At 73.6% G+C, this 12,460-nt stretch carries 12 protein-coding genes and 1 tRNA gene; 9 read left to right on the forward strand and 4 right to left on the reverse strand.

The window, feature by feature from the left end:
* Window positions 1-211 precede the first annotated feature (211 nt).
* Window positions 212-2,506 carry a heavy metal translocating P-type ATPase gene (locus tag ACFRAV_RS25425; protein ID WP_382558568.1) on the reverse strand — a complete coding sequence of 765 codons (2,295 nt, stop codon included), beginning with the start codon at window positions 2,504-2,506 and terminating at the stop codon, window positions 212-214.
* Window positions 2,507-2,616: 110 nt separating this feature from the next.
* Window positions 2,617-2,856, reverse strand: coding sequence for a heavy-metal-associated domain-containing protein (locus tag ACFRAV_RS25430; RefSeq protein ID WP_108955267.1), 240 nt, complete (start codon window positions 2,854-2,856; stop codon window positions 2,617-2,619).
* A 212-nt stretch (window positions 2,857-3,068) separates the two neighbouring features.
* On the opposite strand from ACFRAV_RS25430, the gene mmsA reads away from it, so the two are divergent.
* The 7 genes from mmsA to ACFRAV_RS25465 all read left to right on the forward strand — a co-directional run bounded on the left by mmsA (window position 3,069) and on the right by ACFRAV_RS25465 (window position 10,124).
* Window positions 3,069-4,571 (forward strand): CoA-acylating methylmalonate-semialdehyde dehydrogenase, encoded by a 1,503-nt coding sequence (gene mmsA, locus ACFRAV_RS25435; RefSeq protein WP_382558569.1) that lies wholly within the window; start codon window positions 3,069-3,071, stop codon window positions 4,569-4,571.
* Window positions 4,572-5,075: 504 nt separating this feature from the next.
* Entirely contained in the window at window positions 5,076-6,995 is a 1,920-nt protein-coding gene (locus ACFRAV_RS25440) for an AMP-dependent synthetase/ligase (RefSeq protein ID WP_382558570.1), read from the forward strand.
* A gap of 181 nt (window positions 6,996-7,176) precedes the next feature.
* Window positions 7,177-7,404: a chaplin gene (locus ACFRAV_RS25445; RefSeq protein WP_382558571.1), complete on the forward strand. Its 228-nt coding sequence runs from the start codon at window positions 7,177-7,179 to the stop codon at window positions 7,402-7,404.
* Window positions 7,405-7,534: 130 nt separating this feature from the next.
* Window positions 7,535-8,113 (forward strand): chaplin, encoded by a 579-nt coding sequence (locus ACFRAV_RS25450; protein WP_382558572.1) that lies wholly within the window; start codon window positions 7,535-7,537, stop codon window positions 8,111-8,113.
* A gap of 194 nt (window positions 8,114-8,307) precedes the next feature.
* Window positions 8,308-8,580 carry a hypothetical protein gene (locus tag ACFRAV_RS25455; RefSeq protein ID WP_382558573.1) on the forward strand — a complete coding sequence of 91 codons (273 nt, stop codon included), beginning with the start codon at window positions 8,308-8,310 and terminating at the stop codon, window positions 8,578-8,580.
* 169 nt (window positions 8,581-8,749) lie between these two features.
* Entirely contained in the window at window positions 8,750-9,277 is a 528-nt protein-coding gene (locus ACFRAV_RS25460; protein WP_382558574.1) for a tyrosinase family oxidase copper chaperone, read from the forward strand.
* Window positions 9,261-10,124, forward strand: coding sequence for a tyrosinase family protein (locus ACFRAV_RS25465; RefSeq protein WP_382558575.1), 864 nt, complete (start codon window positions 9,261-9,263; stop codon window positions 10,122-10,124). The genes ACFRAV_RS25460 and ACFRAV_RS25465 overlap by 17 nt, the downstream gene beginning before the upstream one ends.
* Window positions 10,125-10,308: 184 nt before the next feature.
* Here ACFRAV_RS25465 and ACFRAV_RS25470 read toward each other — a convergent pair whose 3' ends face one another.
* Window positions 10,309-10,611 carry a chaplin gene (locus ACFRAV_RS25470; RefSeq protein ID WP_382558576.1) on the reverse strand — a complete coding sequence of 101 codons (303 nt, stop codon included), beginning with the start codon at window positions 10,609-10,611 and terminating at the stop codon, window positions 10,309-10,311.
* A 285-nt stretch (window positions 10,612-10,896) separates the two neighbouring features.
* On the opposite strand from ACFRAV_RS25470, the gene ACFRAV_RS25475 reads away from it, so the two are divergent.
* Together ACFRAV_RS25475 and ACFRAV_RS25480 are read left to right on the forward strand one after the other, a co-directional pair.
* Window positions 10,897-11,499 (forward strand): class I SAM-dependent methyltransferase, encoded by a 603-nt coding sequence (locus ACFRAV_RS25475; RefSeq protein ID WP_382558577.1) that lies wholly within the window; start codon window positions 10,897-10,899, stop codon window positions 11,497-11,499.
* Window positions 11,500-11,522: 23 nt separating this feature from the next.
* The gene (locus ACFRAV_RS25480) at window positions 11,523-12,023 is read left to right on the forward strand and encodes a hypothetical protein (protein WP_382558578.1); all 501 of its coding nucleotides are present in this window, start codon (window positions 11,523-11,525) and stop codon (window positions 12,021-12,023) included.
* A 104-nt stretch (window positions 12,024-12,127) separates the two neighbouring features.
* Here ACFRAV_RS25480 and ACFRAV_RS25485 read toward each other — a convergent pair.
* Window positions 12,128-12,200 (reverse strand) — tRNA-Arg (locus ACFRAV_RS25485).
* Window positions 12,201-12,460 lie beyond the last annotated feature (260 nt).

A 12,460-nucleotide genomic window follows, 5' to 3' on the forward strand; every position in this document is an offset into this window, starting at 1 on the left:
GGGCCGCCCCTGCGCCGGCGGGTTTGGCCGCCCGCGTTTTTGGGGCCCCCGGGCGGGGCCGCTGGCCCGGGGGGGCGCCCCGGCCGCGCGACCGGGCCGGCCGGGTCGCGCGGAAAGCGGTGGCGAGGACCGCGCCGAGGACTCTGCCGAAGGTCGTCCGCGGGCGCCCCCGGGACCGTCCGCGGGCGCCCTGGAAGGCGCCCCGGCCGGCTCAGCGGAAGCCGCGCAGCCGCAGGCTGTTGCTGACCACGAACACCGACGAGAAGGCCATCGCGCCACCCGCGATCACCGGGTTCAGCAGCCCCGCCGCCGCCAGCGGCAGCGCCGCCACGTTGTAGCCGAAGGCCCAGAACAGGTTTCCCTTGATGGTGGCCAGCGTCCGCCGGGAGAGCCGGATCGCGTCCGCCGCCACCCGCAGGTCCCCGCGGACCAGCGTGAGGTCGCTCGCCTCGATCGCCGCGTCGGTGCCCGTGCCCATGGCCAGGCCCAGGTCCGCCGCCGCCAGCGCCGCCGCGTCGTTGACGCCGTCGCCGACCATGGCCACCGTGCGGCCCTCCGCCTGGAGCCGGTGCACCGCCTCCACCTTGTCCTCGGGCAGGACCTCCGCGACGACGTCCGTCTCGTCGATGCCCACCGAGCGGGCCACCGAGACCGCCGCCCGCCGGTTGTCACCGGTCAGCAGCACCGGACGCAGCCCCAGGCGGCGCAGTTCGGCCACCGCCTCCGCGCTGGTCGGCTTCACGGTGTCGGCGACCGCCAGGACCCCGCGCGGCGCACCGTCCCACGAGACCACCACGGCGGTGCGTCCGGCGTCCTCCGCGGCCTCCTTGGCCCGCGCCAGGGCCTCGGGCAGCACCGGGGCCGCCCCGTCCGCCGTGAGCCGCCCGACGGTCACCTCACGCCCCTCCACGCGGCCGCGCACGCCCCGGCCGGGCAGGTTGACGAAGCCCTCCACCGCGGGCAGCGCACCCACCCGCTCCTGGGCGCCGGCGGCCACCGCCCGCGCCACCGGATGCTCGGAGGCGTGCTCCACCGCGCCCGCCAGACGCAGCAGCTCCGCCTCCTCGACGCCCTCGGCGGCGTGGGACTCGTGGAGCGTCATCGAGCCGGTGGTGACCGTGCCGGTCTTGTCGAGGACCACGGTGTCCACCCGGCGGGTCGACTCCAGCACCTCGGGGCCCTTGATCAGGATGCCGAGCTGGGCGCCCCGCCCGGTGCCGACCATCAGCGCCGTGGGCGTCGCCAGACCGAGCGCGCAGGGGCAGGCGATGATCAGCACCGCCACCGCCGCGGTGAACGCCGCCGTGACGTCGCCGTCGGCCAGCAGCCACCCGACCAGGGTGCCCAACGCGATCAGCAGCACCACCGGGACGAAGATCCCCGATATGCGGTCGGCCAGTCGCTGCACCTCGGCCTTGCCGTTCTGCGCCTCCTCGACCAGCTCGGCCATCCGGGCCAGCCGCGTGTCGGAGCCCACCCGGGTGGCCTCCACGACGAGCCTGCCGCCCGCGTTGACGGTCGCCCCGGTGACCGCGTCGCCCACCGAGACGTCCACCGGCGCCGACTCGCCGGTCAGTAGCGAGGCGTCCACGGCGGAGGAGCCTTCCACCACCACGCCGTCCGTGGCGACCTTCTCGCCCGGCCGCACCACGAACCGGTCGCCGACCGCCAGCGCGTCGACCGGGATCCGGGTCTCACGGCCGTCGCGGAGCACCGCGACGTCCTTGGCGCCCAGCTCCATCAGTGCCCGCAACGCCGCCCCGGCGCGCCGCTTGGAGCGCGCCTCCAGCCAGCGGCCCAGCAGGATCAGTGCCGTGACCCCGGCGGCGACCTCCAGGTAGAGCGTCGCGGAGGCGTCGCCGCGGGAGACGGTCAGGGAGAACGCGTGCCGCATGCCGGGCATGCCGGCGTCGCCGAGGAACAGCGCCCACAGCGACCAGCCGAAGGCGGCCAGGGTGCCCAGCGAGACGAGGGTGTCCATGGTGGCCGCGCCGTGCCGGGCGTTGGTCCAGGCGGCGCGGTGGAACGGCAGCGCCCCCCACACCACGACCGGGGCGGCCAGGGTGAGGGAGAGCCACTGCCAGTTGTCGAACTGCAGCGCCGGGATCATCGCCAGGAGCACGACGGGCAGTCCGAGGACCGCGGAGACCGTGAACCGGGTCCGCAGCGCGGTCACCTCGGGGTCGTCGTCCCCCTCGGCCGGCTCCCCGGCGGAGGCGTCCGGCCCGGCGGTCCGCGCGGGCGTCGGCGGCGGCTCCGCCGTGTACCCGGTCCTCACCACGGTGTCGACCAGGTCGCCGACCGATACCCCCTCGGGGTAGGAGACCCGGGCCTTCTCGGTGGCGTAGTTGACCGTGGCCTCCACGCCGTCCATCCGGTTGAGCTTCTTCTCGATCCGGGCGGCGCACGAGGCGCAGGTCATGCCGCCGATCAGCAGCTCGACCTCGGAGCGGGGCGCGTCCGCGACCGGGTCCGGCGTCCCGGTCGTGGTGACGGTGCTGGACATTCGGGCCTCCTGGGCGATGACGGGGGTGACGCGGGACGCGGCGTCGCGAGCGTGAGCGCGCGTGCGGGCTGGTGCCCGTGTGCGGGCTGGTGCGCGCGTGCCGCGGGCGGTCAGGCGCGGCCGGCGTACTCGAAGCCGGCCTCGTCCACGGCGGCGCGGACCGCCTCCTCCTCCAGCGGGGCGGCCGAGACCACGGTGACCTCACCGGCCGAGGCGACGGCCTTGACCGACTCCACGCCCGGGATGCGGGAGAGCTCGCCGGAGACCGAGCCCTCGCAGTGGCCGCAGCTCATGCCGGTGACCTTGTAGACGGCGGTGACGGTTCCCTGGGTGTCGGTCGACTGGGTCATGTCGTTACTCCTGATCGATGGGATGGCGTTGTCGCCCTCTGGTACCCAGACTATACCCCCAGGGGGTATGCGCCAAAGAAGGGGGTCGGCAGGGCGCGGCGCGGGGTGTCGGCGCCGGGCCGTGGAGGCACACACTGTGTCGGGAGCGTTCCCCGGCCCGGTCCTGGTGTGATGGACGGTCCGGCGAGCTGTCGACTGCGAAGGAGTCCCGCATGACGAAGACCCTCCACCACTGGATCGGCGGCAGGACCGTCGAGGGGACGTCCGGGAGGTTCGGCCCGGTCACCGACCCCGCCACCGGCGCCGTCACCACGCAGGTCGCCTTCGCCACCGCGGAGGAGGTGGACGCGGCCGTCGCCGCCGCCGAGGCGGCGTTCGCCGACTGGGGCCGCTCCTCGCTGGCCGCCCGCACCGCGATCCTGTTCAGGTTCCGCGCCCTGGTGGACGCCCACCGCGACGAGATCGCCCGGCTGATCACCGCCGAGCACGGCAAGGTGCACTCCGACGCCCTCGGCGAGGTCGCCCGCGGCCTGGAGATCATCGACCTGGCCTGCGGCATCCCCGTCCAGCTCAAGGGCGAGCTGTCCACCGAGGTGGCGAACCGGGTGGACGTGGCCGCGATCCGCCGGCCGCTGGGCGTGGTCGCCGGCGTCACGCCGTTCAACTTCCCCGCCATGGTGCCGCTGTGGATGTTCCCGCTGGCCGTCGCCTGCGGGAACACCTTCGTGCTCAAGCCTTCCGAGAAGGACCCCTCGGCCGCGAACCTGCTCGCCTCGCTGCTCGCGGAGGCCGGCCTGCCGGACGGGGTGTTCAACGTCGTGCACGGCGACCGGGCCGCCGTCGACCGGCTGCTGGAGCACCCGGACGTGCGGGCGGTCTCCTTCGTGGGCTCCACGCCCGTCGCCCGGCACATCCACACCACCGCCGCGGCCCACGGCAAGCGCGTCCAGGCGCTCGGCGGCGCCAAGAACCACCTGCTGGTGCTGCCCGACGCCGACCTGGACGCCGCCGCCGACGCCGCGGTCTCCGCCGCCTACGGCTCGGCGGGGGAGCGGTGCATGGCGATCTCGGCGGTGGTCACCGTCGGCGCGATCGGCGACGAGCTGGTGCGCCGGATCCGCGAACGCGCCGAGAAGGTCGTGATCGGCCCCGGCCACGACCCCGTCTCCGAGATGGGCCCGCTGATCACCCGCGCCCACCGCGACAGGGTGGCCTCCTACGTGCGGGGCGCCGCCGCGCAGGGGGCCGACGTGGTCCTGGACGGCACCGGCTTCACCGTCGAGGGGTACGAGGACGGGCACTGGATCGGCATCTCGCTGCTGGACCGGGTGCCGGTCACCGCCGACGCGTACCGCGACGAGATCTTCGGCCCGGTGCTGTGCGTGCTGCGGGCCGAGACCTACGAGGAGGGGCTGGCGCTCGTCAACGCCTCACCGTTCGGCAACGGCGCGGCGATCTTCACCCGTGACGGCGGGGCGGCGCGCCGGTTCCAGATGGAGGTCGAGGCCGGGATGGTGGGCGTCAACGTCCCGATCCCGGTGCCGGTGGGATACCACTCGTTCGGCGGGTGGAAGGACTCGCTCTTCGGCGACCACCACATCTACGGCAACGACGGCACGCGCTTCTACACCCGAGGCAAGGTCGTCACCACCCGCTGGCCCGACCCGGCCGACACCCCGCCCGGCGTGGACCTCGGCTTCCCCCGCAACCACTGACCCGGCCGCCGTCCAGGGGCCGCCCCCGTCCGTCTCCCCGGTAGGGCGGGGGCGCGTCGGTCAGTGCGCCGCGGCCGTGCGGGACGGGAGGGGGAGGGCTGCGCCTCCGCCCCTCGGGCCCTCGGAACTGACGCCCGGAATCTCCGCCTCCGCGGGCCCCGCGCCGCCCGGCGCGACTCCCGCCGCGTACGTGACCATCAGGGCGGCGACCGTGCACCCCACCCACGCCGCGGTGTACCGCAGCTTCATGCGCCCCACCTCACGACGACCGGACGAACCGGCGGACCCAGAACCGACGGACGGTCTTCGGGCCGGCCCGCCTCGCCCCCGGTGCCGCCGACCCCTTCCTTCCCCACGACTCTAACCGCCACCACCGACAGGCTCGCAGTCGGTTTTTCGCCACCCGGCATCTTCCCGACGCCTTCACGCCGGACCCGTTGACTCTTCTTTACGCGCGAGTAAGTTGGCGGCCCGACACCCGAAACGCCGGACCGGGGAGCGCACATGGGCGTACGCAGCGAGATGAGGCGGGCACGGCGGAGCATGGGCGGCCGCGCCGCCGCCGTGGAGACCGTCCGGGACGAGCAGGGTGTCGTGCGCGAGGCGCGCATCCCCGCCCTGGCCGCGCCGCCCGAGCGCGGCAGCATCGCCGACCTGCCGTTCACCAACGCCGCCGAGGCCCCGGACGCCGTGGTGCTCCGCCGCCGCAGCGACGACGGGACCTGGACACCGGTGACGGCCGAGGAGTTCGCCCGCGAGGTGACCGCCGTCGCCAAGGGGCTGATCGCGGCGGGCCTGGAACCCGGCGGCGGCGTCGCCGTGATGTCGCGGACCCGCTACGAGTGGACCCTGCTGGACTTCGCGGTCTGGGCGGCCGGCGGGCGCACCGTCCCGGTCTACCCGACCTCGGCCCCGGAGCAGGTGGAGTGGATCCTCGCCGACTCCGGCGCCCGCTTCGTCGTCGTGGAGAGCGCCGAACTCGCCGCCGTCGTGCGGCAGGGGGCGCAGGCGGCGCCTCCGCGGCTGTGGGAGCTGGACGGGGGCGGCGTCGCCGAACTCGTCGCCCTCGGCAGACGGACGCCCGACGCGGCGGTGGCCGAACGCCGCGCCGGACTCGGCCCGGACAGCATCGCCACCCTCTGCTACACCTCGGGCACCACCGGGCGCCCCAAGGGCTGCGTCCTCACCCACGCCAACCTGCACGCCGAGGCCGCCAACACCGTCGAACTGCTCCACCCGGTGTTCAAGGCCGCCACCGGCCGGGCGGCCTCCACCCTGCTCTTCCTGCCGCTGGCCCACATCCTCGGGCGGACCATACAGATCGCCTGCCAGATGGCCCGCATCGAACTGGGGCACTGCCCCAGCATCAAGCCCGACGAACTACGGCCCCTGTTCCGGGAGTTCCGGCCCACCTTCCTGGTCGGCGTGCCGTACCTGTTCGAGAAGATCCGCGACACCGGCCGGGCCACCGCCGAGAAGATCGGACGCGGCGCCTCCTTCGACCGCGCCGAACGCCTCGGCGTCCGCTTCGCCGAGGCCCACCTGCGCCGCTTCCTCGGGCAGGGCGAAGGTCCCGGCCTCGCCCTGCGGGCCGGCTGGGCGCTCTACGACCTGCTGGTCTACCGCCGTATCCGCAAGGAACTGGGCGGCCGGCTGCGGTACGCCGTCAGCGGCGGCTCCCCGCTCGACCGCGAGCTCAACCTGTTCTTCTACGCGGCCGGCGTCCTGGTCTACGAGGGGTACGGCCTCACCGAGACCACCGCCGCCGCCACGGTGGTCCCGCCACTGGAACCGCGCCCGGGCACCGTCGGCCGCCCCGTCCCCGGCACGGCGGTCAGGATCGCCGAGGACGGCGAGGTGCTGGTCGAGGGCGACATCGTCTTCGGCTCGTACTGGAACAACCCGGAGGCGACCGACGCCGTGCTGCGCGACGGGTGGTTCGCCACCGGCGACCTCGGCGCGCTGGACGACGACGGCTACCTGACCATCACCGGCCGCAAGAAGGACCTGATCGTCACCTCCGGCGGCAAGAACGTGGCCCCGGCGGTGCTGGAGGACCGGATGCGCAGCCGGTCGCCGGTCGGCCAGTGCATGGTGGTCGGCGACAACCGCCCGTTCGTGGGCGCGCTGGTCACCCTGGACCCGGAGGCGGTCGCCCACTGGCTCCAGGTGCGGGGTCGGCCGGCCGACACCCCGATGTCCGAGGTGGTCCGGGACGAGCGGATCCGGGCCGAGGTGCAGAAGGCCGTCGACCACGCCAACCGCGCGGTCTCCCGGGCGGAGTCGGTGCGCTCCTTCGTCCTCGTCGAGGGGGAGTGGAACGAGGAGAACGGGCTGCTCACGCCGTCCCTCAAGGTCAAGCGGCACGCGGTCGCCGAGGCGTACAAGGAGCAGATCGAGGAGCTGTACCGCAGGACGCCCTGAGGGGCTGATGATTTGTCACACTAAACCTGGCATTCGGGTGAATTCCCGGTTCGGGCGCTCTGTGGAGTTTCCTCCTGGCGGTCACCTCGTTCTACTTCTCGGCAGGTCATGGTGCGAGCCGCTCGTGAGCTCGCTCGGTTCAGGCCGACACAGGGGCATGACCGTTGAGAAGGGAAACTTCATGAAGAAGAGCGTTGCTGTCGTTGCGGGCGCCCTGATGGCGGCTTCCATCGCCGCCCCGGCTTTCGCCGACGCCGAGGCCGAGGGTCAGGCCGTCGGCTCCCCGGGTGTGGTCTCCGGCAACGTCATCCAGGTTCCGGTCGAGGTCGCGCTGAACCTGTGCGGCAACACGATCAACGTCATCGGCCTGCTGAACCCCGCCATCGGCAACTTCTGCAGCATCAACTGACGTACCCGCCACTCGGCAGTACCCGGGCCGGCTCCAACGTGCCCTCGGGGTATGCCGGAGCCGGCCCTCCCCGATTCTCCGAGCAGGAAGATCATCAGCAGTGCGACAGTCTCTGAGCAGGGGCGCGGTCATGGCCGCCGCCGCAACCGGCCTCCTCGCCGCCTACGGCGCCCCGGCCTTCGCCGACTCCGAGGCGGAGGCGCAGGCCGCCAATTCCCCCGGTGTCGTGTCCGGCAACGTGATCCAGGTGCCGGTCAACGTGCCGGTCAACGTCTGCGGCAACACGATCGACATCATCGCCCTCCTCAACCCCGCGGTCGGCAACACCTGCCTGACCGACGTCGAGGCGGACGACGACGACGGCCGCGGGAACCCGGGTGGCGGCCACCACCCGAACAACCCGCCCGGCTACGGCCACGAGGAGCCTCCGGGCTACGGCCACGAGGAGCCTCCGGGCGGCGGCCAGGAGAACCCTCCGGGCGACAACGAGAAGCCTCCGGCGTCCGGCCAGGAGAACCCGCCCACCGACGACCAGAAGCCGCCGGCCGACGACCGCTCGGTGCCGCCCGCCCCGGTGCCGCACGGTGGCGACGGCCCGCAGTTGGCCGAGACCGGTGCCGCCGGGACCGCCGCCGCGGCCGCCGCGGCCGCCGCGCTCATCGGCGGTGGCGCGCTGCTCTACCGCCGCGGACGCGTCGGCGCCTGCTGACCTGCCCCAGGCTCGCCACCGGCCGTCCTTCCGTCATTCCCGCGGAGGGGCGGCCGGTCCGCGTAGGGGGCCCGTTTCGGCCGGGTGCGCGCCGGTGGGGTTTCCCCGAGCGATGTGGCTCGTTGGGCACGGAGAGTCGAAAGCCCGTCGTGGCGGCACGCGTCGCCGGTCCGCCACGGCATGAAAGGAACACGATGAAGTCTCTGAAGGCAGCCGCCGTCCTCGTCGGTTCGCTGGCCGCCGCGGCCGGTGTCTCCGGGACCGCCTCCGCCGCCGAGGAGCCCGGCTCCGCGCTGGGCTCGGTCACCGAGCTCGCGGGTCCGCTGATGCCGATCCAGCACCAGGACGGTGGGACCCTGCTCGACACCGAGTCCGAGGGCTCCCCGCTCAACGCTGTCAACGGCATGACGGAGCAGCTGAACAAGAACGGCGGCGGACTGCTCGGCGGTCTTCCCGCCGGCGGCTGACGCCTGCCGGGAGCTCGCCGGCCGGGCCGGTTCCGCCGGAAGGGCGGAGCCGGCCCACGCCTGTTCCCCTCCCGCCCTCTCCCGCCCTTCCTCCCGTGCCGCCCGCCCGGCCGGGAGTTTTCGCACGTCACCACGCACGTCACCACCCCGGATCTGCTGGAGAACCACGATGCCTGTCCAGAGGAGCCGGCGGGGCGCACTGCGTCTCCTGCTGGCGACGGCGTTCGCCGCCGTGACCGCACCGGTCGTCGCCGCGGCCGCCTCCCGGCCGCAGACCGCCCACTCCCCGGCTCCCTCCCCGGCCGGGGGCGGGCCGCGCGCGCACCGGCACCACCAGGGAGCGCCCGGGGCGCCCGCCGCTGCCGAAGCCGTCTTCGACGAGGTCTACCGGGGCCGCCGGATCCGCGGCTTCCGCAGCCGCACCCGTGTCGCCTCCTCCGGGACCGGCGCGGACTGGCACGTCACGCTGGACGACCAGCCGCTGCACCTGATGCGCCGTGCCGACGGCTCGTACCTGAGCATGGTCGACCACTACGGCTCCTACCCCACCCCCAGGGAGGCGGCCCGCGCCGCCGTGGACCAGCTGCGGCCCGGGGAACGGCTCAGCGGCCTCTCCCACGGTTCCGCGGGCGGCGCGGGCGTCCCCGGGACGGGCGGGGCCACGGGGGAGGGGCACGGGCATGGTGTACACGCGTAAGAACGTCGGCAGACTCACCACCGGGGAGCGCCGCCGGTTCGTCGGGGCGGTCCTGGAGCTCAAACGCCGGGGTGAGTACGACCGGTTCGTGCTGACGCACATCGAACACTTCGCCCCCGACGGGGAGAGCGGTCTGCGCGCCGCCCACATGACCCCGTCGTTCCTGCCCTGGCACCGTCTCTTCCTGCTGGAGTTCGAGGAGGCGCTGCAGCGGATCGACTCCGCAGTGACGCTGCCCTACTGGGACTGGACCAGGAACCGCAGCGCCGCCGGGACGCCGTGGACCGAGGACCTGCTGGGCGGCAACGGCCGGCGCTCCGACCGTCAGGTGACCACCGGGCCGTTCGCCCGCCGCGAGGGCTGGGTCCTCGACGTGAACGTCACCGACACCGACTACCTCACCCGTGACCTCGGCCGGTCGCACGATCCGATCGCGCTGCCCACGGCGCGGGACGTCGCCTCGGCGCTCCAGGACCCGGTGTACGACGCCGCGCCCTGGGACTCCACCGCGACGCGCGGCTTCCGCAACAAGATCGAGGGCTGGGGCCGCGGCGCGGGCTCGGCCTCCTGGCGCAACCACAACCGGGTCCACCGCTGGATCGGCGGCACGATGCTGGGGGCCGCGTCCGTCAACGACCCGGCGTTCTGGCTCCACCACGCCTACGTCGACCTGTTGTGGACCCGCTGGCAGCAGCGGCACCGCCGCGCCCGGTACCTGCCGGCCCGGCCGCCGGGGCGGCGCGACAGCCAGTTCGGTCGCATCGTCGCGCGCTCGGAGCCGGTCCCGCCCTGGGAGTTCACCCCGGCCGACATGGAGAACGTCGCGGAGATCTACGTCTACGCCTGACGGCGGGCTTCCGCGCGTGCCCCCGGAACCCCGTGGCCCGTGCTCCGAGGCCCCTCGCGGGCCTCGGGGTTCCGGGGCGCCACGGGTGCCACGGGCGCGCAGCGCGGTCCGGACGCGCGGGAGGGCCCCGACGGGGAAACCGTCGAGGCCCTCTTCGCATTACCGCAAGAGCGGAGCGGCTTGGTCAGCGACCGTAGCCGTGGCTCTTGTTGTGGTGGTCCTTCTTGCCGTGGTCCTTCTCGAACTCGCTGTCGATCGCGCAGACGTTGCCCGCGGCCGGGTTCAGCAGCCCGATGACGTTGATGGTGTTGCCGCACAGGTTGATCGGGACGTTGATCGGAACCTGGATCACGTTGCCCGAGATGACACCCGGGGAACCGACGGCCTGGCCCTCGGCCTCGGCGTCCGCCAGCGCCATGCCAGCGCCACCCAGAACCACAGCACCCGTGCCCAGAGCGACAACGGCAGCCTTCGCGATGCGAGACATCACGTACTCCTTCTTACTCGGTGAGGTCGGCAGCAGGTCAACGCCGCCGCACTCCCCCTTCAACGCGCCTCGGTCGTCCTGGTAACGGCATGGTTCGAGGCAATCACCCGTTTTGAACAGGAGAGCGTCGCCGATGGACGCGTCATGCCTCCGAACAGGCGGAACACCACCGCCGGACGGGTGAATCACGCCTCCGGAGAGAAACGTCCGGGCGGTTCGCCGGTCGCGATCCGGAGATCCGCGAAGATCCGCCCGGGTGTCCGAAGGCTCCCCTACCGTGACGCCATGACCCAGGACACGGGCGTCCAGCCCTACTACGCGCGCAACGCGACCGACCTCGGCGAGCGGTACGGGGGCGTGCCCTTCGAGAGGATCCACGCCGACGTGCTGGACCTGCTCCCGTCCGGACCGGCCCGGGCGGCCGACATCGGCGCGGGCACGGGGCGCGACGCCCAGGCGCTGGCGGCGCGCGGCCTCGAGGTGGTGGCGGTGGAGCCGGTCCGCGAGATGCGCGAGGTGGCCCGGCTGCGGCACCCGGCCCCCGGGGTGACCTGGGTCGAGGACTCCCTGCCCCGCCTGGAGCGGCTGACCGGCCGGTTCGACCTGATCATGGCGACGGCGGTGTGGATGCACCTCACGCCCGGGCAGCGATCCGCCGCCATGGCCCGTCTGGCCGAACTCCTCGCCCCGCGTGGCCTGCTGGTCCTCTCCCTGCGACGCGGCGCCCCGCCGCAGGACAGGGTCATGTTCGATGTCCCCGCCGAGGAGGCGGCCGCCCACGCCGCCGACCAGGGACTGGAACTCGCGCGCCTCACGGAGAACCGCGCGGACGGGCTGGGCCGGGCCGAGGTGTGGTGGCAGACGCTCGTCGTGCGGAGGCCGGCGTGACGGCGGGGAGCGGGCAGGGCGCTGTGACCGTCACGTACGGCGTGGCCGCGGCGACCGGCGTGCTGGAGGAGCTCCGCGGGCATCTGCCGCTCACGGTGGCCGGCGCCGCGCGGTGCTTCGCGGCGAAGGGGTGGACGCCGGGTCGCCGGTCCCGATCCGGGGACGGCGTCCCGACGGGCTGGGACAGGGACGGCGTCCAGGCGTGGATCCTGCCGTTCGGTGACGGGGCGATCGAGGTCTCGTTCGCCGTCTGGATCCGCGACGTCGACGCCTCGGGCTACTTCGACGACGTCGACGCCGTCTACGAGGAGGGCGAACGGGTGCTGGCCGCGGTGGTACCGCTGATCGAGCGATCCTCGCTCGCGGGATGCCTCACCCCGACCGGGCGGGAGGCGACCGGCGAGGACGAGTACATCGCGCTGCGCGGATGGGACCTGGGGGGCCGCGCCCTCACCGCGGGCGCCGTCCAGCACGACGGCGACCTGCCGGTGATGGTCGTGATCACCCTGGAGCAGCCGGCGTGATCACGCCGCCGGGCCGATGCCGGGCAAGGCGCTTGCTCCAGCGCTGCGGCGATCGGGGCCGGAAAAGAGAGTGACCAGCGTTTCCGCTGGTCAGGAGGTGTGAGCGCCCCCGGCAGGACTCGAACCTGCGGCCAAGCGCTTAGAAGGCGCCTGCTCTATCCACTGAGCTACGGGGGCCGGTGTGCCGGCCTCTGTCGTGGTGCCCGGGTCCGGGCATGTCCGTGACGTTGCCGGGGACAAGGATAGGCGTCCCATCCTGTGCGTCCCCATCGCCTCGCCTCCGTGGCTCCTTGTGGAGGTTCGGTGAAGCGGTCCTGATGATCCCAGGCAGTACCGGTTCGCGCAGCGCTTTTCGCGCCTGACGCGCCGGGTGTTGTGCACTCGTTATGCATGCGACCCGGTCGTCCCTTCGGTATCCGGAGACGGCGGCACGCAGA

This window comes from Streptomyces sp. NPDC056600, assembly GCF_042792855.1.
Classification (GTDB): domain Bacteria; phylum Actinomycetota; class Actinomycetes; order Streptomycetales; family Streptomycetaceae; genus Streptomyces.

Excerpts from the sequence above, each read along its gene's own strand:
- ACFRAV_RS25425 (WP_382558568.1), bottom strand. The coding sequence starts at position 2,506 with ATGTCCAGCACCGTCACCACGACCGGGACGCCGGACCCGGTCGCGGAC.
- ACFRAV_RS25430 (WP_108955267.1), bottom strand. The coding sequence starts at position 2,856 with ATGACCCAGTCGACCGACACCCAGGGAACCGTCACCGCCGTCTACAAG.
- mmsA (WP_382558569.1), top strand. The coding sequence starts at position 3,069 with ATGACGAAGACCCTCCACCACTGGATCGGCGGCAGGACCGTCGAGGGG.
- ACFRAV_RS25440 (WP_382558570.1), top strand. The coding sequence starts at position 5,076 with ATGGGCGTACGCAGCGAGATGAGGCGGGCACGGCGGAGCATGGGCGGC.
- ACFRAV_RS25445 (WP_382558571.1), top strand. The coding sequence starts at position 7,177 with ATGAAGAAGAGCGTTGCTGTCGTTGCGGGCGCCCTGATGGCGGCTTCC.
- ACFRAV_RS25450 (WP_382558572.1), top strand. The coding sequence starts at position 7,535 with ATGGCCGCCGCCGCAACCGGCCTCCTCGCCGCCTACGGCGCCCCGGCC.
- ACFRAV_RS25455 (WP_382558573.1), top strand. The coding sequence starts at position 8,308 with ATGAAGTCTCTGAAGGCAGCCGCCGTCCTCGTCGGTTCGCTGGCCGCC.
- ACFRAV_RS25460 (WP_382558574.1), top strand. The coding sequence starts at position 8,750 with ATGCCTGTCCAGAGGAGCCGGCGGGGCGCACTGCGTCTCCTGCTGGCG.
- ACFRAV_RS25465 (WP_382558575.1), top strand. The coding sequence starts at position 9,261 with ATGGTGTACACGCGTAAGAACGTCGGCAGACTCACCACCGGGGAGCGC.
- ACFRAV_RS25470 (WP_382558576.1), bottom strand. The coding sequence starts at position 10,611 with ATGTCTCGCATCGCGAAGGCTGCCGTTGTCGCTCTGGGCACGGGTGCT.
- ACFRAV_RS25475 (WP_382558577.1), top strand. The coding sequence starts at position 10,897 with ATGACCCAGGACACGGGCGTCCAGCCCTACTACGCGCGCAACGCGACC.